Origin of the sequence: Stenotrophomonas oahuensis (assembly GCF_031834595.1) — a bacterium.
In the GTDB taxonomy this organism is placed as follows: domain Bacteria; phylum Pseudomonadota; class Gammaproteobacteria; order Xanthomonadales; family Xanthomonadaceae; genus Stenotrophomonas; species Stenotrophomonas oahuensis.
Genome location: NZ_CP115541.1, coordinates 3,654,457 through 3,677,645 on the forward strand (window position 1 = coordinate 3,654,457; position 23,189 = coordinate 3,677,645).

The following is a 23,189-nucleotide window of genomic DNA, read 5'->3' on the forward strand; positions in this document are numbered from 1 at the left end:
CTGTGTTGCGTTCGGCGGTAGAGCCGGGCTTGCCCGGCTGCAGGTCAGACCAGCCGGGCAAGCCCGGCTCTACATCAGAATTCCTGCCAGTCGCCTTCCGCGAGTTCGGCGGCGGCTACTGCACGCGCCGGTGCCTTGCGCGCCGGAGCCGGGGCCGGGGCGGCCGCGGCGACCGGACGCGAGGCGCGCACCGGAGCGGCGGCGACCACGACCTGGTCTTCCAGCTTGAAGATCGACACCGCATCGCTGAGGTGACCGGCCTGTTCTTCCATGGAGCGCGCGGCCGCCGTGGCTTCTTCCACCAGTGCAGCGTTCTGCTGGGTGGTTTCGTCCATCTGCACCACGGTCTGGTTGACCTGCTCGATGCCGGCCGACTGTTCCTGCGAGGCAGCGGAGATTTCCGACATGATGTCGGTCACGCGCTGCACCGAGGCGACGATCTCGCCCATGGTCTGGCCAGCCTTGTGCACCAGCGCCGATCCGTCATTGACCTTGCCGACCGAGTCGTCGATCAGGCCCTTGATCTCCTTGGCGGCACCGGCCGAACGCTGGGCCAGGGTACGCACTTCCGAAGCCACGACGGCGAAGCCGCGACCCTGTTCGCCGGCACGGGCAGCTTCAACTGCTGCGTTCAGCGCCAGGATGTTGGTCTGGAAGGCGATGCCGTCGATCACCGAGATGATCTCGGCAATCTTCTTCGAGCTGGTCTGGATAGCGCTCATGGTGGTCACCACCTGGCCGACCACTTCACCGCCCTGCGAAGCGACCGTGTGCGCGCCAATGGCGAGCTGGTTGGCCTGGCGGGCGTGTTCGGCGTTCTGGCGCACGGTGGAGGTGAGTTCCTCCATCGAAGCGGCGGTTTCTTCCAGATTGGCGGCCTGCTGTTCGGTACGGCGCGACAGGTCGCTGTTGCCGGTGGCGATCTCGCTGGCGGCCTGGCTGATCGCCTGGCTGCTCTGCTTGATGCGGGTGACGATGCCGCTGAGCTGTTCGGCGGTGGCATTGGCGTCGTCGCGCATGGTGGCGAACACGCCGTGGAAATCACCGTGCATGCGCGCAGTCAGGTCGCCCTGCGACAGCGCGGTGAGCAGGCTGGAGATCTGTTCGATGCTGCTGGCGTTGGCGTCGAGCAGGCCGTTGATCTGCTGGGCCAGCTGCAGGAAGAAGCCGTCCTTGCCTTCGGCGGCAATGCGGCCGCTGAGGTCGCCGGCGGCAGCCTGGGCAATGACGCGGGCCACTTCGGCTTCCACCAGCGCTTCCGGGGTGCGGTCGCGCCATTCCACCACGTGGCCGACGGTGTGGCCGTCGTCGTTGCGGATGACCGAGACCACCTGGGCGAACTGGGCATCGCCGAACTGCATGGCGCGACGGGCGACGCCGTTCTGCTTCAGGTTGGCGAGCAGGGTCGGGTCGGTTTCGCCGTTGTGTTCCAGCACGGTCAGCGGGCGGCCGACCAGGCTCTGGGCGGCGTCGAACGCCGGCAGGTCCTTGCGCAGTTCGTCCTCGTACTGGGACAGGGTCTGTTCCAGGGCGCGGTTGGCGTAGACGATGTTGAGGGTGTCGTCGGTCAGGTACACGCCGGTGGAGCTGTAGTCCAGCGCGGTGCGGATGCGCAGGTTCTCACGGGCGACGGCCTGTTCGGTTTCGGTGCGCTCGCGCAGGTCGCGCTGCATGCGCTGCATGGCCTGCAGCAGGTCGCCGACTTCGTCCTTGCGGGTGACGTCGATGTGGCCATCGAGCTTGCCGCCAGCGACTTCATTGGCGACCGAGACGGCACCGCGCACGCTGCCGACCAGCGAACGGGCGAACAGCCACACCAGCACCAGGCCTGCGGCGGCACCGCCGAGCAGGGCGATGACGGTCAGCGTGGCCGACGCGGCGTACGTGGAGGAGGCTTCCTCGCGCGAGGCGCGGGCCAGGCGGTTGTCTTCGGCGATCAGCGTTTCCAGTGCGGCCGAGGCCTTCTGGTGCTTGCCGCGGGTTTCGCCGACGAAGGTGTCAACGGCGTCGTCCGGCAGGTCCAGCTCAAGCATTTCGGTGACGGAGTCGTAGGAGGCCAGCGAATCGGCCCACTCCTTGGCGAACGTATCGAACAGCTTCTTCTGCTGCGGGCTGTCAATCAGTTCCGGGTATTTCTTGATCGAGGCATCGATCTTGGTGCGCAGGTCGGCGGCGCGGGTCTTGGCTTCGGCCTTGACGTCGTCGCTGGCGCGGATCAGGCCCTGGAAGGCCGAATTGCGGTACTCGCCGAGCATGCCGCGCATTTCACCGGCCATGCGGATGCTTTCCATCCGGTTGCCGGCCAGCTCGGTGGTGACATTGTTGAGGGAGTGCAGGCCGCGGTACGCGACGATGCCCTGAAGCAGCATCACCAGAAGCAGGACGCCGAACGTCAGCATCAGCTTCGGCATCAGTTTGAGATTGTTGATCCATTGCATGGTGGTGCACTCTCCAGTGGCAAACGCGTCCGGGCGTGTCCCGGTTGCAGCGACCACGCCGGCCAGTGCCGGCGTGGCAGGGCGTACGGGAATTACTTGATGTCGGCCAGCTTCAGGCCGGACGGACCGCTGACTTCGATTTCAGCGCGCGAGGCGTCGCGCTGGATGGTGCCGATGACGCAGACGGTCTTGCCTTCCAGGGATTCCAGCGGGAAGTTGAACTTGCCGCGGTTGGAACCGGCGATGCGGGCCGAGAAGGTGTGGCGCGGGAAGGCACCGCCCATGTACAGGAAGGTGGGCTGGCCTTCGGAACCTTCAGCGTAACGGGCCTTTTCGACCTTGCCGCAGACCATGCCGTCCTTGCCGACCGAGCGCGGAGCCAGCTCCGGCGGAATCATGGCCGACTGGGCGGAGACGGGAGCAGAAGCGGTGGTGGCCAGCACGGCAACCGAGAACACGGCAAGCAGAGACTTCATCGGGAGATACTCCGGGGGATTTGGATGGTTGGCCTGGCCGTGGAATGCCCACGGCTCGAGGTCCTGACACGAGCTATCGGCCAAACGCGACACAACTGAAGTGAGAATGTGTGCTGTTCATCACAATTCTTCACGGTGGTGCGTCAAGCGGCCGCATCTTCCAGCTGCTGGGCCTGGCCCATGTCGGCGCTGTCGAGCAGGGTTTCGATATCGAGCAGGATGAGCATGCGATCGTCCTGGGTGCCGATGCCGGAGATGAAGCGGGTATCGACGGCGGCACCGAACTCGGGGGTGGGGCGGATCTGGTCGGCGTTGAGCGGGATGACGTCGGAGACGCTGTCGACGACGATGCCGACGACGCGGTCTTCGACGTTGAGCACGATCATGACGGTGAAGGCGTCATAGCGGGCATCTTCCAGGCGCAGCTTGAGGCGCAGGTCGATGACCGGCACGATGGTGCCGCGCAGGTTGATGACGCCCTTGATGTAATCCGGCGCATCGGGCACGCGGGTGACCGAGTCGTAGCCACGGATTTCCTGGACCTTGAGGATGTCCACGCCGTAGTGCTCGGCACCGAGGGTGAAGCTGAGGAATTCGCCGCCGCTGCTGGCGGCATTCTTGTTGCTGTCGTTCATCGGAAAGATCCTGGGTCGGGCGTGGCGGTCGAAAGAAACCGGGTGTCACGCTGGATATCGGCCTGGATCTTGTTGTCTTTAGCGTCAAAGTTTGTCGCGAACAGCCTGCCTGAGCGGTCGGTCTACGAGCTTGGGCCATCGGGCACGGGGGTACGGGACACGCCGTGAACCCATCCATGGGGGCTCGTCGAAAACATCCATGTTTTCAACGGTCCCGTACCCCCGTACCCGATGGCCCACGACAGAGGGTCGGCTGCCATGGAAGATCAAATGCAGGTGGCTCTGGTAGCGTCGGTCGACAGACGACGGCCATGAAATGGCCAACATCCGGTAACGCATGACCCCGGATCGAAACCTACCCTCAGTCGCCGTTCTTTCTAGCGCTGCGCTGGCGGTCAATGCGGAAGATGTAGCGCTGGATGGCGCTGTCGCCCCCGCGGGGGAGGCCGTCGAAGCGCATGCCGATGCGCTTGGTCTCGGTGCCGTTGGCCATCTTGATGCTGAGCTGGTTGCAGACGATCAGCGAGACCTGCAGGGGGCCGCTGTCGGGCATGTCAAGGCGGGCGTCGTAGCGCTTCTGCAGGCCGAAGGCGTTGCAGCTGGCCGGGACGGTGACCGCCAGGCCGCCGGCGCTGATGTCGACCACGCGCAGGTGAAGGGCCTCGCTGCGGTCTTCGTTGACCGGGAACAGCAGATGCGGGGAATCCGTGATCGGGGTTTCCAGGCGGTACAGTTCGCGCCGCTGCAGGTGCACCAGTTCGGTCGGGAACGGGGCCCGGAACCCGACGTGGCGGTGGTCGCCGGTGCGCTCCAGGTGGTCTACCCGGAAACGCACCATCACCCGGTCCAGCTGGGCGAAGCAGAGCAGGTGGCCGGCTTCTTCCGCCGCCCGGTTGGCCGCCGGCGACGGGCTGCCGTCCAGCAGCAGCCAGTCCTCGTCTTCGTCCAGTTCCAGAATCGCGGTCGGGAACGACTGGTCACGGCCGCCCAGGTGCGCGTTGATCAACGAACGCTGGTCGATCAGCGACTGCAGCAGCTGCCGGATCTGGCGTGGGTTGCGAACGAGGAAACGATCATCCGTGCCGTCGTCGCCGACGGCATGGGCGGTGTCGTGTTCGTCAAGGCTGCCTACGGACATGAATTCTGCTGGGTGCTACCGGGTCTCCCTGCATTTATCGGCAGCCGGTCACAGTTCTGTAGGGCGAATCTGGCCAGAAATGGGGTCATGGCGATGCATCCGCTATCTGGCGGACCCGCTGCATGACGCCCAGTGGGCTGGCCGGGTCGTGCAGATGGAAGCGCGCGACCGCTTCGGCCAGCGTGCCGGCTTGTTCCTCCATTGCATGGGTCGACTGGCGCGAAGCGTCCACCAGTGCCGCGTTCTGGCGCGTGCCCGCGTCCATCTGCGCGATGCTCTGATTGACCTGCTCGATGCCGGTGGACTGCTCCTGCGAGGCGGCGGAGATCTCACCCATGATGGTGTTGACCTGACCCACCGCGCTGACGATGCCCCCCATGGTCTGGCCGGCACGGTTCACCAGCTGAGCGCCGTGGGCGACCTTGTCGACCGAATCGGAAATCAGGCCCTTGATCTCGCGGGCGGCGTCGGCCGAGCGTTGTGCCAGGGTGCGCACCTCGGTGGCGACCACAGCAAAGCCGCGGCCTTGTTCGCCGGCGCGTGCGGCTTCCACCGCCGCGTTCAGGGCCAGGATGTTGGTCTGGAAGGCAATGCCGTCAATCACCGTGATGATGTCGCCGATCCGGCGCGAAGCGGCTTCAATCGCGCTCATGGTGTCGACCACTTCACCAACCACCGTACCGCCCTGGGCGGCGACATCGGCCGCTTCGCTGGCCAGTCGGTTGGCCTGGCGTGCATGTTCTGCATTCTGACGCACCGTGGCGGTGAGTTCTTCCATGGTGGCCGCGGTTTCTTCCAGGCTGGCGGCCTGCTGTTCGGTGCGGCTGGCCAGGTGGGCATTGCCGTGGGCCATCTCGCCGGCGGCCTGGTTGAGGTTGTGGGACGCGCTTTGAATGCGGCCGACAATGTCGGTGAGCTGGGCGATGGTGGCGTTGGCGTCGTCCTGGATGCGGGCGAACACGCCGTGGAAATCACCGTGCATCTGCGCGGTGAGGTCGCCGCGCGACAGGGCGGCCAGCAACTGCGAGACCTGCTCGATGCTGCCGGCGGTGGCGTCCAGCAGCGCGTTGAGGCGCTGCGCCAGCTGCAGGAAGAAGCCCTGCTTGCCTTCGGTGACCACGCGGCCGCTGAAGTCGCCCGCCGCGGCGGCGTCGACGATGCGGCCCAGCTCTTCTTCCACCTGCACTTCCAGAGTGCGGTCGGCCCATTCCACCACGAAGCCCTGGCGGCTGCCGGCATCATCGATGATGGGATTGACGATCAGCTGCATGACCCGGCCGCCAACGCGGATCTGCGCGCGGTGGGTGCTCTTCAGGGTTTCCAGCAGCCGTGCCTGGTGCTCGGGGTGGCGGTGGAAGATGTCGATGTTGCGGCCAACCAGCTCGGCGGCGCTGAACTGCGGCAGGTCGCGGCGCAGGTCGGACTCGGCGGCGGTCAGCATGCGCTGCAGCGGCCGGTTGACGTAGACGATGTTGCGCTGGGCGTCGGCGATCATCACGTTGGTGGTGACGTCGTCCAGTGCGGCGCGGATGCGCAGCATCTCGTCCAGGCCGGCCTGTTCCTGCTCGCGCCGGGCGAGCAGCTGGTGGCTGCTGTGGACCATGGCGCGGGCCAGCGAGTCGGCCGGGAACTGCGCTTCGTGCAGGTCGGCTGGCAGCGGCTGGTCATTGGCGACGCCGCGGGCCAGTCGCGCCAGTTCGCGCGGGTCATGGCCGAGCAGCAGCAGCTGGCGACGCATCTGCACGGCCATGGCGCAGAGCAGGGCGGTTTCAACCACCACGTAGGCGGCGTGCAGCAGCACCACGCCAAAGCCGCTGCCGGCGGCAAACACCGGCAGGTCCAGGCCACGGCTCTGCAGCACGAAGAACAGCACGTGGTGCACGGCAATCGCGGCGGCGGCCACCACGATCGGCAGCCAGTCGCGGTAATACAGCAGCAGCGCGATCAGCACGATCACGCCGAAGTGGGTTTCCAGCATGCCGTGGGTCTGGTGGATCAGGGTGGCGGCCAGCACCATCCAGACCAGCGCCACGGTGCAGCGCGACAGCCGGGTGCCGGGCAGCCAGCGCGTCTGCAGCGCGACCAACGCCAGGCTGGGCAAGCTGATTGCCAATGCCGGCGTCCACACGCCGTTGCGCCAGGCGAGCACCAGCGAGATCGCCGTGAGCAGCGCGGTGACCGCCAGGAACAGGCGATCCGCCTCGGCGGCAAGGGCCTGCAGATAGGGCACGTTCTCGTGGCCTACCAGTGAATGGGGAACAGGGCGGGGTGCGGACATGCGGTCGACTCCTTCGGGCATGAGCAACGGGTGGGTCGCTTACCTGCTGGGGGCGGCGGGCGAGCAGACGGCTTGTGTGATTCCCACAGTGGTGACGCGTGACGACGGTGCCTGGTAGAGCAGCGGAATCACCCAGCCGATCCACAGCGCCAGCGCGGTGAGGCCGGCCACGGCGCGGGCGGTAGAGACCGGGCGCGGTGCGCCTGGCGACGATGAGGGTGCTGCCATGTGCCGCCCTCCCAGGCCACAACGGTCCCTTCTTAACGGCCCGCATGCGTACGGACTTGATCCTGTTCAGCGCGCGTTTTGCCGAATTCGGTCGAGTTTCTTTCAATTGTGTGACGCACTGCGCATTTTTCATGGGAGAAACAAAACACCCCGCCGAAGCGGGGTGTGTGGGATTGCCGAAGCAACAATGCTTCTGGTCAGAACTCCTGCCAGTCGCCCTCGCTGGCCAGTGCCGCTTCACGCACGGGCGCGCGCTTGGCAGGAGTGGGCGCGCGTCCGCGCACCGGGGCCGAGGGGCGCACCGGTGCCGGCGCGGTGGCAAGCGCTGGGGCCGGTCGCGATGCCTGGCCTTCCAGCTTGAACAGGGCGACGGCGTCGGTGAGGTGACCGGCCTGTTCTTCCATGGCGCGGGCAGCGGCGGTGGCTTCTTCCACCAGCGCGGCGTTCTGCTGCGTGGTTTCGTCCATCTGCACGACAGTCTGGTTGACCTGCTCGATACCGGCCGACTGTTCCTGCGACGCGGCGGAAATCTCCGCCATGATGTCGGTGACGCGCTGCACCGAGGCGACGATCTCGTCCATCGTGCTGCCGGCCTGGCTGACCAGCGCGGACCCCTCGGCGACCTTGTCGACCGATTCGTCGATCAGGCTCTTGATCTCCTTGGCGGCGCTGGCCGAACGCTGGGCCAGGGTACGCACTTCGGAGGCCACCACGGCGAAGCCGCGGCCCTGCTCGCCGGCGCGGGCTGCTTCAACGGCGGCGTTCAGCGCCAGGATGTTGGTCTGGAAGGCGATGCCGTCGATGACCGAGATGATCTCGGCGATCTTCTTCGACGAGGTTTCAATCGCGCTCATGGTGGTGACCACCTGGCCGACCACTTCGCCGCCCTGGCTGGCCACGCTGTGCGCACCAATGGCGAGCTGGTTGGCCTGACGGGCATGCTCGGCGTTCTGGCGTACGGTGGAGGTCAGTTCCTCCATCGAGGCGGCGGTTTCTTCCAGGTTCGCTGCCTGCTGCTCGGTACGACGCGACAGGTCGTTGTTGCCCGACGCAATCTCGCCCGCTGCGGTGCTGATACTGCCGGTCGCCTGCTGGATACGGCTGACGATGTGGGTCAGCTGGGCGACGGTGGTGTTGGCGTCGTCGCGCATCGCGGCGAACACGCCGTGGAACTCGCCGTGCATGCGCGCGGTGAGGTCGCCGCCGGCGATGGACTGCAGCAGGTGCGAGAGCTGGTTGAGGTTGCCGTCGGCCACTTCCATCATGGTGTTGAGGTTTTCGATCATGACCCGGAAGTCATGTTCGAAACGCAGGGCGTCGCCACGCTGGCTGAAGTCGCCGGCGGCGGCGGAGCGGGCCAGCGACTGGATCTGGGTGTTGATGGCCAGCAGGCTGGCCTTGGCCGCGTCCATGGATTCGTGCAGGATTGCGCGGGTGCCAGGCAGGCGACGGGCATCGCGCGAGAGATCGCCGGCGGCGTACTCGTTGAGCACGGCGATGGCGTCCTTGATCGCGTCCAGGTGTTCGAAGATGACGGTGTTGGTGCCCACGGCCAGTTCGCCGTACACGCCGGGGAAGTCGATCGGCATGTGGTGGGAGATGTCCGGGCCGGCATGCATCTCGGCCATCTTGCGGGTTTCGTCGGAGTAGCGACGCAGCATGGCGGTCATGTCGCCGGTGGCGACCAGCATCTGACCGACTTCGTCGTTGCTGGTGGCACGCGTGCTGACGCTGAGGTCACCGCGCGCCACCGACTTGATGGCATGCACGGCCTGGCCCAGCGGGCGGGTGATGGCGCGGGCGATGACCACGCCGGCACCGATGGCGAGCAGGGTCAGCAGCACGACGGTGGTGATGATGGCGACAACGCTGCTGTGGTGGGTAGCGTTGGCTTCATCGATGCGCGACTGCATCAGCTTGCTGCTGAAGGCACCGAGGGTCTTGAGGTCGTCGAACATCTTGCGACGGGCCGGGCGCGAGCGATCATCGGAAATCTGCTGGGCCAGCACGCCGTCACCGGCGGCAATGGCGGCGCGCATGTCGGTGTTGGCGGCGAAGTAGGCGTCGAGGTCGGCGGCGACGTGGCCGTAGAGTTTCTTCTCTTCCTCGCCAGCCGGCAGCTCGGCATACGCGGCCAGTTCGTCGCGTGCGGCCTTGGCGGTGGTGTCCATGCGCTTGTTGTAATCGGCCACCTTGTCGGGTTGGTCGAGCATGCTCAGCTGCGCCAACTCATACGTACGGAATTCGCCGAGCAGGGAGCGCACCTCGCCCAGGTGTTCCACCGAGGGAATGTCATTGCTGGCCATGCCCGCCAACTGGGCGTTGGCCCCATTGAGGCGCACCAGGGCAAACACGCCCAGCGCAACGGTCATCAGGGTAGTGAGGGCAAACCCGACCGCAAGCTTGCGGGCGATGGGCAGATCGTAGAACCACTTCATACTGTGAACTCCGGACAAGGCGGGGCGCGCAGCTGTGGGGGCGCTGGGCGAGGGGGCATGGATGCAGGTGGGGCGCGGAACATGACAGTGTTCCTTCACCATCTCTCCGGTTAGCGGCGTCTTCACGCGCGGACTTTAGTGTTCCGCATCACGTTTTTTTTGTGATGTCTGTCGGCGGGGTGTTGGTCGCGAACAGCTGCGATTGCGAAATCTACGTATCGCCGGGCGCTGCCCGGCTGCTGTGGGTTCTTGGCGAACAGCCCTTGGCTGCTGATCTACGTGCCTGGGGCCATCGGATGGGGGGTACGGGACACGCCGTGAACCCATCCATGGGGGCTCGTCGAAAACATCCATGTTTTCAACGGTCCCGTACCCCCCATCCGATGGCCCCTCGATACATGGTCGGCGGCCCATGGGAAATGCCAGATCAACGGCGGATACGTGCTTTTGATCTTCCATGGCCACCGGCCAACTGTCTGGGGCGTGCCGGGGTGGGTTTGCGGGGACCGTCAAAAACATGGATGTTTTTGACGAGCCTCCATGGATGGATTCACGGCGTGTCCCGCAAACCCACCCCGGCGCGCCAAAGCACGGAAACCGATGACCATCGGCGTTTCGCGCAGACAACAAAAAGCCCCGCGATGCAGGGCTTTTGCTCTTGCTCTATGCGATCAACCAACAAGCGTTACGCCGCCTGCGGTACTCGGAGCGAGCGTACCAGGCCGCCGATGTCGACGATCAGGGCGACGCGGCCGTCGCCGAGGATGGTGGCACCGGAGACACCACTGATGCGGCGGTAGTTGTTCTCGATGTTCTTGACCACCACCTGCTGCTGGCCGACCAGTTCGTCCACTTCCAGCGCGATCTTCTGGCCGTCGCCTTCCACCACCACGACCAGCGAGTCGTCATTGGCGCGGTGGCCGTAGCCGTAGTACTCGCTCAGCGACAGGATCGGCAGGTATTCGCCGCGGACGCGCAGCACGCGGCCTTCGCCGGCCATGGTGCGGACGTCTTCGGCCTGCGGCTGCAGTGCTTCCAATACGTAGGCCAGCGGCAGGATCAGGGTTTCGCCGGCCACCGACACGGTCATGCCGTCCAGGATCGCCAGGGTCAGCGGCAGGCGGATCAGGGTGCGGGTGCCCGCGCCCAGGCTGCTTTCAATCTGGACTTCGCCGCCCAGCGCCTGGATATTGCGGCGGACCACGTCCATGCCCACGCCACGACCGGAGAGATCGGTAACGGCGTCGGCGGTGGAGAAGCCCGGCTGGAAGATCAGGTCCCAGACCTGGCTGTCGGTCGGATTCTCCGGCACGCTCAGGCCACGTTCCTGGGCCTTGGCCAGGATCTTTTCGCGGTTCAGGCCACGACCATCGTCGCTGACTTCAATGACGATGTGGCCGCCCTGATGCGAGGCCGCCAGGGTGATGGTGCCGGTTTCGTCCTTGCCCGCGCCCTTGCGCACGTCGGGCATTTCCAGGCCGTGGTCGATCGAGTTGCGGACCAGGTGGACGAGCGGATCGGCGATCTTTTCGATCAGGCCCTTGTCCAGTTCCGTGCCTTCGCCGACGGTGCGCAGGCGGACCTGCTTGCCCAGACGGCTGGACAGGTCGCGGACCAGGCGCGGGAAGCGGCGGAACACCGCATCCACCGGCAGCATGCGCACGCCGATGACCGCTTCCTGCAGATCGCGGGTGTTGCGTTCCAGCAGGTCCAGACCGGCGAACAGCTGCTCGGCATGCACCGGGTCGAGTGCGTGCGACACCTGCTTCAGCATGGCCTGGGTAATGACCAGTTCGCCGACCAGGTTGATCAGGGCGTCGACTTTTTCAACCGCGACGCGGATCGAGGTCTCTGCTTCGTGCGCAGCGGCCGGCGCAGCGGCTCCGGCGGCGGGTGCAGCAGCGGGAGTCGTGGCGGCGGCGACCGGTGCAGCCGGTGCCGGCGCGCTGGTCGCCAGGCTGGGCGGCGCGGCCGGACGGATGTCCAGTTCGCAGTCGTCCACCACCCAGGCGAAGGTGTCTTCAATCTTGCTGCGCGGCACCTTGCCGACCAGGCCCAGGTCCCAGGCCAGGTGCGCTTCCAGCGGATCCAGCGCGTCGAAACCAGGCAGGCGTTCAAGGCGGGCGGCCACCTGCAGCGAACCCAGGTGTTCCAGTTCGCGGATGATGCGCAGCGGATCATTGCCGCTCATGAACAGCGACGGAGCCGGCACGAAGCCGATCTGCCACGCTTCCGGGGTGTCGTCGACCTTGGCCGCGACCGGCGCTGCGGTGCTGGCGGCGGTGCCGGACAGTACAGCTTCCAGGCGCGCCTTCACTGCGGCGACGGCCTGCGGGTCGGCCGGCTGGCCGTGTTCGGCTTCGCGCAACAGGGCGCGCAGCACGTCCACCGACGACAGCATGGCATCCACCGCCACCGGTTCCAGCGCGCGCTTGCCGGCACGCAGCTCATCCAGCAGCGTTTCCAGCACGTGGGTGAGCGCGGCGATGGCATCGAAGCCGAAGGTGCCGGCACCGCCCTTGATCGAGTGGGCGGCGCGGAACACCGAGTTGATGATTTCAGGGTCCTGCTGGCCCGATTCCAGTGCCAGCAGGCCAGCTTCCATCGCGTCCAGGCCTTCGCGGCTTTCCTCGAAGAAGGTGGCGTGGAAGCGTTGCAGGTCCATGCTCATGACAGTTCGGGTCCGGTTACGGGGAAGAGGGAAGGCGGTTGGGGATCAGCCCAGGACTTTCTGGACAGTGGCGACCAGCTGTTCCGGGTTGAACGGCTTGACCAGCCAGCCTGTGGCACCGGCGGCCTTGCCTTCGGACTTCTTGTCGGCGGCCGACTCGGTGGTCAGCATCAGCATCGGGGTGAACTTGTAGTCCGGCAGCTGACGCAGCTCGCGGATCAGCGAGATGCCGTCCATGTTCGGCATGTTCACGTCGGTGACCACCGCATTGAAGCGCTGACCCTTGGCGCGGCCAAGCGCGACCGCACCGTCTTCGGCCTCTTCAACAGAAAAGCCGGCCGAGGTGAGGGCGAAAGAGACCATCTGGCGCATCGACGCCGAATCGTCCACCACCAAGATACGTGCGCTCATGCCGCGTTCTCCACAGATTTCAGGTTGTCATGGGTTGCATCCAGGCCCAGGGCCTGGGTGAGGCCGAGCAGGCGCGCGGCATCACGGAAGGTAGGGGTGCAGCCGTCGAATCCGGTCGCGTAGCCCGCCTGGCGGCGGGTGTCGACGAAGGCGCACAGCACCTGCATGGCGGCGGTATGGATACGGCCGACCTGGCTGGCGTCCAGCGTCAGGTCGCCTTCCTGGTCCACCAGGGGGGCGAGGCGGGTTTTGAGCTCGGTGCTGTTCTCGATACCGAGATCATCACCCAGGGCCACAGTGCTCATCGTTGCTCCGGACAAACGGTTCCTAGGTCAATAACGGCGGGGTTGAGGGAACCTTTAATGTGATTTTTGGTTCTCAGTTCAACAATTGCGTGGCGTCGAGCAGGATCATTGGCTGGGCCGAGATCCGCGCCACGCCCCGGAACAGGTCGTTGGAGATCTGGCAGATGCGGGCGGTATCCGGCGGTTCGATCTGCGAATCGGTGAGGTTGGCGACGTCTTCAACGGCCGAGACGCGCAGGCCCATGGTCTCGCCGTTCTCTTCCAGCACCACGATGCGGGTGTTGGCGTCGTCGACCGCGGGGCCGGCACCGAGGTGGGTGCCCAGGTCCATCACCGGGACGACCTGGCCACGCAGATTCATGATGCCCAGCATGGCCGCCGGGGTGCCGCGCAGCGGCAGCAGCGGGACTGGCAGCACCACCTCCTGCACCTTGAGCAGCTCCAATGCGTACGCCTGGCTGCCGCAGCGCATGCGCAGCCAGCGCGAGGTGCGCTCGTTGGCGCGGCGGTGTTCGCGCGGGCTGGACGCGGGGTTCAGGGCCTGCGCCTGCAGTTCCTGCCAGCTGCCCGGGCGCGCCGGGTTGGGGGCGTTGGCCGGCAGAATCGGGGCAGCGCGGGCGGTCGGGGTGGGCGCGGCGCGCGGCGGCAGGGGGGCGGGTGCCGGCTTTGCGGGGGCAGGGGGTGGTGCGGCAACGGGTGCGGCGACGACGGGCGTGTCGTGCAGGGCTTCGTCGGGCAGGTCGTTCCAGTCCGGGCGGTCGTCTTCGGACGCAAGCCGGGCAAGGCCCGGCTCTACATCGACCACCGGGCCCAGTGCAGGATCGTTCATCAGTTCGTCGAGCAGGGCGAGGTTGGCCTGTGCACCCGGGGACGTCGGGGTGTCGAAGGCCGTGATCGGGCCGAGGGCCGGGTCGTTCATCAGCTCGTCGAGCAAGGCCAGGTTGGCCGGCGCGCCCGGCGAGGTCGGCGTATCGAAGGCCGGCGCGGGGGCGTCGGGTTCCACAGGCGCGGTCGGTGCTACGGCGATGGCATCACCAAGCAGCTCTTCCAGGTAATCGTCCAGTACACCAGGCGTGCTCATGCGGCGCGCTCCATCTGCTGGGCGTCGTCGGCCAGGATCCACTCCAGTGCGCGCCGGTAGGCGGCTAAACCGCGCCCCGGGTAGTCATCGGACTGCGCCGGCACGGTCAGGCTGGCGGCATTGCAGATGCGGGTGTCGACCGGAATGGCGTCTTCCCACACGCGGTGGCCGTGGCGGTCCTGCATTTCCTTGACGGTTTCGTTGCCGGCACGGGTGCGGCGGTCGAACAGGGTGGGCAGGATGCTCATCGGCAGCGCGCGGCGGCGCGAACGCTCGACCATCTCACCGGTGCGGACCATGCCGTCCAGCCCGTGCAGGGCCAGCGGCTCGGCCTGGGTGGGAATGATCAGGCGGTCGGCGGCGGCCAGTGCGTTGATCATCAGCAGGCCGAGCGTGGGCGCACAGTCGAGCAGGATGTAATCGTGCTGGCCCTGATGGCGGGCCATGGCGTTCTGCAGTGCCAAGCCGAGGCCGGGCTGGTTGGCGCTGCGGCGTTCCAGGGTGGCCAGTGCGGCCTGCGCGCAGACGAAGTCCAGGCCGGGGATCTCGCTGCGATGGGCGAGCGTGGCCAGTTCGGCCGGCGGCGCGGCGAACAGCTCCAGCACACCGGCAGGCGGTGGATCCAGCGGCACATTGAAAGCGCGGGTCAGCGAGGAGTGCGGGTCCAGGTCGATGAGCAGGACGCGGTGACCCTGCGCAGCCAGCCCGCGGCCGAGCGCCAGCGTGGTGGTGGTCTTGCCGACGCCGCCCTTCTGATTGGCAATTGCCCAGATACGCATTGCTTCACTCCTTCATTGCAGGGGGAACGGCGGCGCCTACGCGGCTGCCGGCCGGCACCGGTGGCAACTGCACCGGTGCGATGGGAGAAACGGGGGGTGTTGCGGCCGGCTGTCCGAGTGCCTCGGGAGTGGTCTCGGCGGTGAGCTTGGCTCCCAGCGGATCCACCGACTGCGCGGTGTCGGCCAGGATGATGACCATCACCCGGCGGTTGCGGTTGCGACCGGCCGCGCTGCTGTTGTCTTCGCGCGGACGGAACTGGCCGTAACCGACCATTGCCAGCCGGGCCGGCTGCAGGCCCTGGTCGGCGAACAGGTGCACCACGCTGGCGGCGCGTGCGGCCGACAGTTCCCAGTTCGAGGGGAACAGCGCTGTAGCGATCGGCACGTCATCGGTGTGGCCTTCCACGCGCACGCCGTTGGGCGCGTCGCGCAGGACCTCGGCCAGGCTGGACAAGGTCTGGCGGGCGTGTACGTCCAGCGAGGCCGAGCCAGTGGTGAACAGGATGTCGCTGTTGATTTCGACCTCGATCCACAGTTCGGTGCGGCGCACGGTGATCATGCCGCGGTCGATCAGCGGGGCCAGTGTCGCGGTCAGCCGGTCGGCGATGCCGTTGAGCTGCTGCTCGGCACGTCGGATCTGTTCCTGGTCGTGCACCGACACCGGCATGCGCATCTGCGACGCCATCGCCGGCAGCAGGGTGGGGTCGTTGGAGGGGGCTGGCGCGGAAGGGCCGATGCGGTTGCCGGCCTTGATCACGTTGGGGCTGTCCCAGCCACCGCCCTGTACCTGCTGGTTGCCGACCTGCACCGGGTTGATGGTGCGCGGTGCGCCGCCGAAGGCGGTGGTCAGCGCATCGGCCATGACCCGGTACTTGCCTTCGTTGATGGACGAAATGGCGTACATCACCACGAAGAAGGCAAGCAGCAGCGTCATGAGGTCGGCGTAGGGGATCGCCCAGGCCTCATGGTTTGCATGCTCTTCGTGGGCTTTGCGGCGCGCCATGTCAGTGCAGGAACCCGGACAGGTTGGTTTCGATGTTGCGCGGGTTCTCACCCTGGGCAATGGAGATCAACCCTTCGATGATCATTTCGCGGTCGCGCGAGTTGTGATGGATCACGCTCTTGAGCTTGGCCGAAATCGGCAGGAACAGCAGGTTGGCCGAGGCGATGCCGTAGATGGTGGCGGTGAACGCGGCGGCGATGCCGTGGCCGAGCTTGCTCGGGTCGGCGAGGTTCTTCATCACCGCGATCAGGCCCAGTACTGCACCGATGATGCCGAGGGTGGGGGCATAGATGCCCATGCCTTCGAACACCTTGGAGGCGGCCAGGTCCTGGCTTTCCTGGTTGCTGAGTTCGATTTCCAGCATGTGCCGGATGGACTCGGGCTCGACGCCGTCGACCAGCAGCTGCAGGCCCTTGCGCAGGAACGGGTCGTCCTGCGCATCAACCTGCGCTTCCAGGCCGAGCAGGCCTTGGCGGCGGGCGATGTTGCTCCACTCCACGATCTGGCGGATCAGATCCTGGCGGTCACTGCCGGGCGGACGCACGATCCAGCGCACGATTTTGAAGGCGTGTTTGAACACCGCCGGCGAGGTGTGCAGCAGGATCGCGGCGAGGGTACCCACGATCACGATCACAAAAGCGGCCGGCGACCACAGCGACGCCAGACCGGCTCCCTTGAGGATGCTGCCGCCGACCAGCGAGGCCAGGGCGAGAAAAAGTCCGATGAGGCTGAGTCTGTCCATTGTTCGGGTATCGGCGGGCGTGAAGCGGTCTTGAGCGACCGGGTGTCGCAGGGTGGACGGGGTTCACATTTCCGGGTGTGCCAATTTCATCGGCGCGTTCAGCCGGGCAAGCCCGGCTCTACGTCAGCGCAAACCGTCGACGTCGAGAATCAGCGCCATGCGGCCATCCCCGATGAGCGTGGCCCCGGCATAGCCGCGCAGGCCGCGCAGGGTCTTGGGCAGTGGCTTGATCACCACTTCCTCGCGACCGCGGACCTGGTCCACCACCAGCCCGAAGCGGGCTTCGCCGGCCTGCAGCACGACAATGGTGAGCAGCGGCGAGGCCACCGGTTCGACCGCCAACCAGTGGCGCAGGTCGACCAAGGGCAGGGTGTGCGAGCGACGGTCCAGCACCGCGCGGCCGTCGAACCAGCCCAGCTGCGAGTTGGGGGCGTGCAGGACTTCCATCACGCGGGCAAGCGGCAGCGCATAGACGTCCTCGCCGGCCTGCACCAGCAGGGTCGGCAGAATGGCCAGGGTCAGCGGGACGCGGATCATGAAGCGGCTGCCACGACCGAGTTCGGACTGGATCTGGATCTGGCCGCTGAGTTCGCGGATGCGCGACTGCACTACGTCCATGCCGACGCCGCGGCCGGAGATATCGGTGACTTCCTGCTTGGTCGAGAAGCCAGGCAGGAACACCAGGTGCAGGCATTCCTCGCTGCTCAGGCGGGCGGCGGCTTCAGGATCGATCAGACCCTTCTCGCGGGCCTTGGCGCGCAGCCGCTCGGGGTCGATGCCGGCCCCGTCATCCTGCACTTCAATGCTGACGTAGTCGCCTTCCTGTTGCGCCGACAGGCGCACATGACCGCTGCGCGGCTTGCCCTGCGCTTCGCGCAAGTCGGGCATTTCCACGCCATGGTCGATCGCGTTGCGGACCAGGTGCACCAGCGGGTCGGCGAGTGCTTCCACCAGGTTGCGGTCCAGCTCGGTATCGGCGCCGATCAGCTCCAGCTCCACTTCCTTCTTCAGGTTGCGGGCGACGTCGCGGGCAACCTTGGGGAAGCGTGAGAACACCTTGCCGACCGGCTGCATGCGGGTGCGCATGACCGCCGACTGCAGGCGCGCGGTGGCGATGTCCAGGGTGGAGACGGCGCGGTCCAGCTCTTCGTCATGCAGACGCGCACGCAGGGTCTTGAGGCGGTTGCGCGAGAGCACCAGCTCGCCAATCAGATTGACGATGGCATCCAGGCGCTTGGTGTCCACGCGCACGGTGTGCTCGGCTTCGGCAACCGGCTTGGCAGCGGCGGGCTTCGGCGCGGCAGCCGGAGCGGGTGCTGCGGCGGGGCGCGGGGCCGGCGCAACGGCCGGGACCGCAGCGACCGCGCGCGCGCCCGGGGCCGCACCGCCGTGCAGCTGGTCCAGCAGCGCTTCAAATTCGTCTTCGCCGATCAGGCCGTCGTCGGCCTTCTTCGCGGCGGGCACGGCGGTGGGCGCAGCGCCACCGTGGAGCTGGTCGAGCAGCGCCTCGAACTCATCGTCGGTGATCAGGTCGCTGGCCGGTGCTGCCGCAGCTGCAGTGGGTGCGGCGGCGACCAGGGCAGGTGCACCGCCGTTGACGTCGAACTGCGCGATCAGCGCGGGCGGGGCATAGCCCGGTTCTTCGCCGGCGGATACCGAATCCAGCATCGACTGCAGATAGTCCAGCGACTGCTGGGCGGCATCGAAGTGGTGCGCCTGCAGCACGGCCTGGCCGGAACGGGCCATGCCCAGGGTTTCCTCGGCGGCGTGGCACAGTTCCACCATGGCCTGGATGCCGAGGAAGCCGGCACCGCCCTTGAGGGTATGGAAGCCGCGGAACACCGCGTTGAGCTGGTCGGCGTCCTGCGGGGCCTGTTCCAGCGTGACCAGCTGTTCGCCGAGGCGATCCAGGATCTCCTGGGCCTCGAGGATGAAGTCAGCGGCGATATCGTCTGGAACAGCACTCATGGTCTTAAAGCCCTAGATCGGAAAGCAGGTCATCGGCGTCGACCTGCGACACCGCATGGCGGTCGAGCCCGTTGACGGCGGGGCCGGCCAGGCCGTTGTCCTGCTTCTTGCGGTCGTCGTCGTTCGGCGGCGGCAGGCCCAGCGCACCAAAGCCTTCGTGCACGCGGCGCACGATCCCCACCACGCGGCGGATGATCTGGCCGGTAAGGTCCTGGTAGCTCTGGGTCAGCGCGATTTCGGTCAGGTTGTGGCGGATGCGGTCCAACTGCTGATCCTGCTCCGGATTCAGGCCTTCGGCACGCAACTGCTCGGTGAGCGAACGGCATTCCTCGGCCAGATCCAAAGTGCGGTGGGTGGCCTGTTCGGTCATCGCCACCACATGATCAAGGCGTGCGCAGGCGTCATCGAGCTCACCGGCTTCGGTGGGCACGGTGGGCAGTTCGCCCAGCGCCTGGCCCAGCTCGCGTGCCAGCCGGTTCAGCCCGGCCATCATCGGCTGGGTGCGCAGCGCGCCCAGCGCGTCGATTTCCCGACGCCAGCCGGCTTCGTCGCCGCTTTCCAGCGCGGCCAGGGCATCCTGCAGGCGCTGCACCAGCGCCGACTTGTCGCTGAGGGTTTCCATCAGGCGCTCGCTGCCAGTCGTTCGAAGATCTTGTCCAGCTTCTCGGACAGCGTGACCGCGGTGAACGGCTTGATGATGTAGCCGTTGACCCCGTTCTGGGCCGCTTCGATGATCTGCTCGCGCTTGGCTTCGGCAGTCACCATCAACACCGGCAGGGTCTTGAGCTTGGCGTCGGCGCGGATCGCCTTGAGCAGTTCGATGCCGGTCATCACCGGCATGTTCCAGTCGGTGACCACGAAATCGAACGGCTGGCTGTTCAGCAGCGCCAATGCGGCATGCCCGTCCTCGGCTTCGGCCGTATTGGTGAAGCCCAGATCGCCCAGCAGGTTCTTGACGATACGACGCATGGTCGAAAAGTCGTCGACGATCAGGATACGCATGTTCTTGTTCAAAGCACTTTCCTCGGTATCAAGTGTTCTCGAGGCCGGCGTCGGCCGCCTCGAAGATCTTCAGTCGGCCACGCAGGCGCAGCACCGCCTGGCCGTGGATCTGGCAGACGCGCGACTCGCTTACGCCGAGTACCGCGCCGATCTCCTTCAGATTCAATTCCTGTTCGTAGTACAGCGACAGCACCAGCTGTTCGCGTTCGGGCAGCAGGCCGATGGCGGCCCCCAGCTCGCGGCCGAACTCACCCCGTTCCAGCACCTGCTGCGGGGTCGGGCCGCCCTGGGCCACGGTATCCAGCTCGCCCTGGTCCTCGATGCGCGACTCCAGGCTGAGCACCTGGCCACGCGCGGCATCTTCCATCAGGCGCAGGTACTCGTTCAGCGGCATCTCCATCGCGGCCGCCACTTCGGTGGCGCTGGCGGCGCGGCCGGTGCTCTGCTCCAGCTTGCGGATGGCCGAGGCGGCATCGCGGGCACGACGGTGCACGGAGCGCGGCACCCAGTCGCCACGACGGATCTCGTCGATCATCGAACCGCGGATGCGGATCGAGGCATAGGTTTCAAACGAGGCACCCTGGTCGGCGTCATAGCTGCGCGACGCTTCAATCAGCCCCATCATGCCGGCCTGGATCAGGTCGTCGATCTCGACGCTCGCCGGCAGGCGCGCGGCCAGGTGGTGGGCGATGCGCCGCACCAGGTCCGAGTGCTGGGCAATGCACTCGGTGGCAGCAGCACGCTGCACCTCTTTGTATTGCGCGGCACCTTTCATGCGGCCACCCCACGCTGTTTGAGGATGCGTTCGAGGAAGAACTCGACGCCGCCGCGCGGTTCGGTCGGAGCCTGCCAGCGCGCGGTGCGTCGGGCGATTTCGGTGATGGCCTGCGCGGCCGGGCTGGACGGGTAGGCTTTGACCACCGGCTGCTGGCGCTGCACCGACAGGCGCAGCCAGTCGTCCTGCGGCACGCAGCCCAGATAGTTCAGCGAGACATCCGCCAGGAACTTGTCGCAGACCCGGCTCAGCTTTTCGTACAGCACGCGGCCTTCGTTCGGATCGCGGGCCATGTTGGCCACGACCTGGATACGGTCAACCCCGCGCTCGCGCGACAGCACCTTGATCAGCGCGTAGGCGTCGGTGATCGAGGCCGGTTCGTCACAGACCACCACCACGGTGTCCTGGGCGGCCTGGCAGAAGGTCAACACGCCATCGGTGATGCCTGCGGCGGTGTCGACGATCATGAAGTCCAGCTCGCGCTCCAGTTCGGAGAACACGTTGACCAGGCCGACGTGTTCGGCCGGCTGCAGCTCCGCCATGTGGCGGCGGCCGGACGCGGCCGGCACCACCAGCACGCCGCCGGGACCTTCCATGATCACTTCGTCCAGGGTGCAGCGCCCGGCGACCAGGTCGGCCAGGGTCAGCTTCGGCTGTAAGCCCAGGATGACGTCGATGTTGGCCAGGCCCAGGTCGGCGTCGAGCAGCAGGGTGCGTTTGCCCATGTCGGCAAGCGCCACGGCCAGGTTGGCCGAGACGTTCGTTTTGCCCACGCCGCCCTTGCCGCCGCTGACGGCGATGGTGCGGACCGGGCCCAGCGGCTGGCTGCGGGTGGCCGACAGCGGGAAATTCTGGGTCAGCTTGGCGTACTCACGCGACGGCATGGTTCAACTCCGGGTTGCAGGGCATATCGGCCGCGCGGCGCAAATCTTCAAGGCGAAGTACAAGATTGGCGGCGGTGGCCCGGTGCAGGTCTTCAGGAACGTCCTGGCCGTCGGTCACCCAGGTGATGGGCAGGCGGTGGTCGACGGCCACCGAGAGGGCGGTGCCGAAACGGCCGGTCTCGTCCAGCTTGCTCAGCACCACGCCCTGCGGGTTGGCGGCGCTGAAGCGGCGGACCACTTCGTCCATGTCGCCAAAGCTGGTGTTGGCCGGCAGCACCAGCAGGGTGCGGATCTGGCTGGCGGCGCGCAGCCACTGCAGCTGGGCGGCGAGGGCGCGGTCGCGCGGGCCGAGGCCGGCGGTGTCGATCAGCACCAGCTTGTAGTCCTTCAGGCGTTCCAGCAGCTGGGCGAGGTCGCTGCCGCTGTTGGCCTCGTGCACGGCGATGCCGAGCTGGCGGCCGAAGCCGTACAGCTGTTCGCGGGCACCGATGCGGCCGGTGTCGGTGGTGACCAGAGCGACGTCACGCGGGGCATGGGCTTCGGCAAAGCGCGAGGCCAGCTTGGCGATGGTGGTGGTCTTGCCGGCACCGGTGGGGCCGACCAGGGCGATCACGCCGCCGGCTTCCAACGGGTCGATCGGGGCGATCGGCAGCTTGCGCGACAGCAGGCCCAACATGAGACCGCGGCCACGATGGGCTTCGGTGTCCAGCGGGATCTGCAGGGCCACGTCGCGGCTGATGCCGGCGTCGAAGCCGTACTCGTCCATCAGGTCCAGCGCGGCGGCGCGCACTGCCGAGCCGCGCAGGCGCTCGTCGGTGAAGCGGGTCATTTCGCGTTCGATGACCTGGCGCATGCCGGCCACTTCGTGACGCAGCTGGCGCAGCTCTTCGTCGTCGCGCGGAACCAGGTTCAGCGTCGGTGCCGGGGTCGGGACCACGGTCGGGGCGAGGACCGGCGCTTCCATGGCCTCGACCGCAGCGGCCAGGGCGACCGGCAGTTCCGCCGGTTCATTGGCGGCGCTCATCGGAGCCAGCGGGCGGGCGGCCGGAGCCATCCAGGCCATCGGTGCGGCCGGGGCCAGCGGAGCAATGGGCGCGGGGGCGACCGGAGCCGGCGCGACCGGCACCACCTCGATGACCGGGGCGACCTCGGCAACCGGGGCGAACACCGGCGAGTCTTCAATCGGATTCAGCGCGGCGACCGGCGTGGTCACCGGCACCATCGGCACGGTTTCCCACAACGGGGCCATCGGGGCTTCGGCCGGGACGCGCTGCATCTGCTGGGCCGGCATCGGCGGCGGCACCGGACGCGCCACCGATGCGCGCATGTCCAGCACCGGCTCGTCGTCCGTCGGCGGGTCGATGATGAAGCGGGCGCGGTTCACCGCGGCCGGCGGGGCAACCGGAGCCGGTGCCGCCATAGGAGCAGGTGCGCGTTCGGCGGCGGCCGCCTGTTCCACATTGAACGGGGCGAAGATCTGCTCCGGCAGGGCATCCACCAGCGGCTGCGGGTTGGCGCGGGCCAGGGTGGCGGCAAAGCCGCTGCTGCCCGGCGGCGGCACGTTCTCGTTGGCGGTGTCCAGGGTGCGGCCGGTGGCACCGACGGCGGCGCGGGCCAGCGCGGCAACCGCCGAGGTGGTGGCGGCCACCGGTTCGGCTGCCTGCGCAGCGGGCTTGCGGCGCGTGACTGCCGCAATCATCGCATCGGCGGCGCTGCGCGGGCGCGGGGCCGGCGGCGGCGGGGCCACGTCCTTGCGTGCCGCTTCCAGCGCACGCTGCACCGCGCCTTCGTCGTAGTTGGCGGCAGCCACGATCTCAACGCCTTCCTCGATCCGGCGATTGGACAGGATCACGGCGTCGGGGCCGTGTTCCTTGCGCACCAGATTCATGGCCGAGCGCATATCGGGAGCGACAAAGCGTTTGATTTTCATGCTGTGG

Annotated in this window: 20 protein-coding genes; all 20 read right to left on the minus strand. The window is 67.1% G+C overall.

What is annotated here, in order from left to right; genetic code table 11:
- Positions 1 to 74: 74 nt before the first annotated feature.
- The gene (locus PDM29_RS16350; protein WP_311191115.1) at positions 75 to 2,438 is read right to left on the minus strand and encodes a methyl-accepting chemotaxis protein; all 2,364 of its coding nucleotides are present in this window, start codon (positions 2,436 to 2,438) and stop codon (positions 75 to 77) included.
- 92 nt (positions 2,439 to 2,530) lie between these two features.
- Positions 2,531 to 2,914 (minus strand): hypothetical protein, encoded by a 384-nt coding sequence (locus PDM29_RS16355; RefSeq protein WP_311191116.1) that lies wholly within the window; start codon positions 2,912 to 2,914, stop codon positions 2,531 to 2,533.
- A 143-nt stretch (positions 2,915 to 3,057) separates the two neighbouring features.
- Complete coding sequence (locus tag PDM29_RS16360; RefSeq protein WP_311191117.1) at positions 3,058 to 3,549, minus strand: chemotaxis protein CheW; 492 nt, start codon at positions 3,547 to 3,549, stop codon at positions 3,058 to 3,060.
- Between the two features lie 361 nt (positions 3,550 to 3,910).
- Positions 3,911 to 4,687 carry a flagellar brake protein gene (locus PDM29_RS16365; RefSeq protein ID WP_311191118.1) on the minus strand — a complete coding sequence of 259 codons (777 nt, stop codon included), beginning with the start codon at positions 4,685 to 4,687 and terminating at the stop codon, positions 3,911 to 3,913.
- 85 nt (positions 4,688 to 4,772) lie between these two features.
- On the minus strand, positions 4,773 to 6,965 hold the full coding sequence (locus tag PDM29_RS16370; protein ID WP_311191119.1) for a methyl-accepting chemotaxis protein: 2,193 nt from the start codon (positions 6,963 to 6,965) through the stop codon (positions 4,773 to 4,775).
- A 39-nt stretch (positions 6,966 to 7,004) separates the two neighbouring features.
- Positions 7,005 to 7,193: a hypothetical protein gene (locus PDM29_RS16375; RefSeq protein ID WP_311191120.1), complete on the minus strand. Its 189-nt coding sequence runs from the start codon at positions 7,191 to 7,193 to the stop codon at positions 7,005 to 7,007.
- 197 nt (positions 7,194 to 7,390) lie between these two features.
- Complete coding sequence (locus PDM29_RS16380; RefSeq protein ID WP_311191121.1) at positions 7,391 to 9,631, minus strand: methyl-accepting chemotaxis protein; 2,241 nt, start codon at positions 9,629 to 9,631, stop codon at positions 7,391 to 7,393.
- A gap of 685 nt (positions 9,632 to 10,316) precedes the next feature.
- Entirely contained in the window at positions 10,317 to 12,302 is a 1,986-nt protein-coding gene (locus PDM29_RS16385) for a chemotaxis protein CheA (protein WP_311191122.1), read from the minus strand.
- A 45-nt stretch (positions 12,303 to 12,347) separates the two neighbouring features.
- Positions 12,348 to 12,713, minus strand: a complete 366-nt coding sequence (locus PDM29_RS16390; protein WP_038688521.1) for a response regulator — start codon at positions 12,711 to 12,713, stop codon at positions 12,348 to 12,350.
- A complete protein-coding gene (locus tag PDM29_RS16395) occupies positions 12,710 to 13,018 on the minus strand; it encodes an STAS domain-containing protein (RefSeq protein ID WP_311191123.1) in 309 nt (102 codons plus the stop codon). Before PDM29_RS16395 ends, PDM29_RS16390 begins: the two co-directional genes overlap by 4 nt.
- Before the next feature lie 73 nt (positions 13,019 to 13,091).
- Positions 13,092 to 14,099, minus strand: a complete 1,008-nt coding sequence (locus PDM29_RS16400; protein ID WP_311191124.1) for a chemotaxis protein CheW — start codon at positions 14,097 to 14,099, stop codon at positions 13,092 to 13,094.
- Positions 14,096 to 14,878, minus strand: coding sequence for a ParA family protein (locus tag PDM29_RS16405; protein ID WP_311191125.1), 783 nt, complete (start codon positions 14,876 to 14,878; stop codon positions 14,096 to 14,098). Before PDM29_RS16405 ends, PDM29_RS16400 begins: the two co-directional genes overlap by 4 nt.
- Positions 14,879 to 14,882: 4 nt before the next feature.
- Positions 14,883 to 15,881: a flagellar motor protein MotD gene (gene motD, locus PDM29_RS16410; RefSeq protein ID WP_311191126.1), complete on the minus strand. Its 999-nt coding sequence runs from the start codon at positions 15,879 to 15,881 to the stop codon at positions 14,883 to 14,885.
- A 1-nt stretch (position 15,882) separates the two neighbouring features.
- Complete coding sequence (locus PDM29_RS16415; RefSeq protein ID WP_311191127.1) at positions 15,883 to 16,623, minus strand: flagellar motor protein; 741 nt, start codon at positions 16,621 to 16,623, stop codon at positions 15,883 to 15,885.
- 123 nt (positions 16,624 to 16,746) lie between these two features.
- Positions 16,747 to 18,591 carry a chemotaxis protein CheA gene (locus tag PDM29_RS16420; RefSeq protein WP_311191128.1) on the minus strand — a complete coding sequence of 615 codons (1,845 nt, stop codon included), beginning with the start codon at positions 18,589 to 18,591 and terminating at the stop codon, positions 16,747 to 16,749.
- A 4-nt stretch (positions 18,592 to 18,595) separates the two neighbouring features.
- Positions 18,596 to 19,213, minus strand: coding sequence for a protein phosphatase CheZ (locus PDM29_RS16425; RefSeq protein ID WP_311191129.1), 618 nt, complete (start codon positions 19,211 to 19,213; stop codon positions 18,596 to 18,598).
- Positions 19,213 to 19,605 carry a chemotaxis response regulator CheY gene (cheY, locus tag PDM29_RS16430; RefSeq protein WP_311191130.1) on the minus strand — a complete coding sequence of 131 codons (393 nt, stop codon included), beginning with the start codon at positions 19,603 to 19,605 and terminating at the stop codon, positions 19,213 to 19,215. Before cheY ends, PDM29_RS16425 begins: the two co-directional genes overlap by 1 nt.
- A gap of 16 nt (positions 19,606 to 19,621) precedes the next feature.
- Positions 19,622 to 20,368, minus strand: coding sequence for an RNA polymerase sigma factor FliA (locus PDM29_RS16435; RefSeq protein WP_311191131.1), 747 nt, complete (start codon positions 20,366 to 20,368; stop codon positions 19,622 to 19,624).
- A complete protein-coding gene (locus PDM29_RS16440; RefSeq protein ID WP_311191132.1) occupies positions 20,365 to 21,252 on the minus strand; it encodes a MinD/ParA family ATP-binding protein in 888 nt (295 codons plus the stop codon). The genes PDM29_RS16435 and PDM29_RS16440 overlap by 4 nt, the downstream gene beginning before the upstream one ends.
- On the minus strand, positions 21,239 to 23,182 hold the full coding sequence (locus PDM29_RS21130) for an AAA family ATPase (RefSeq protein ID WP_311191133.1): 1,944 nt from the start codon (positions 23,180 to 23,182) through the stop codon (positions 21,239 to 21,241). Before PDM29_RS21130 ends, PDM29_RS16440 begins: the two co-directional genes overlap by 14 nt.
- Positions 23,183 to 23,189: the final 7 nt, after the last annotated feature.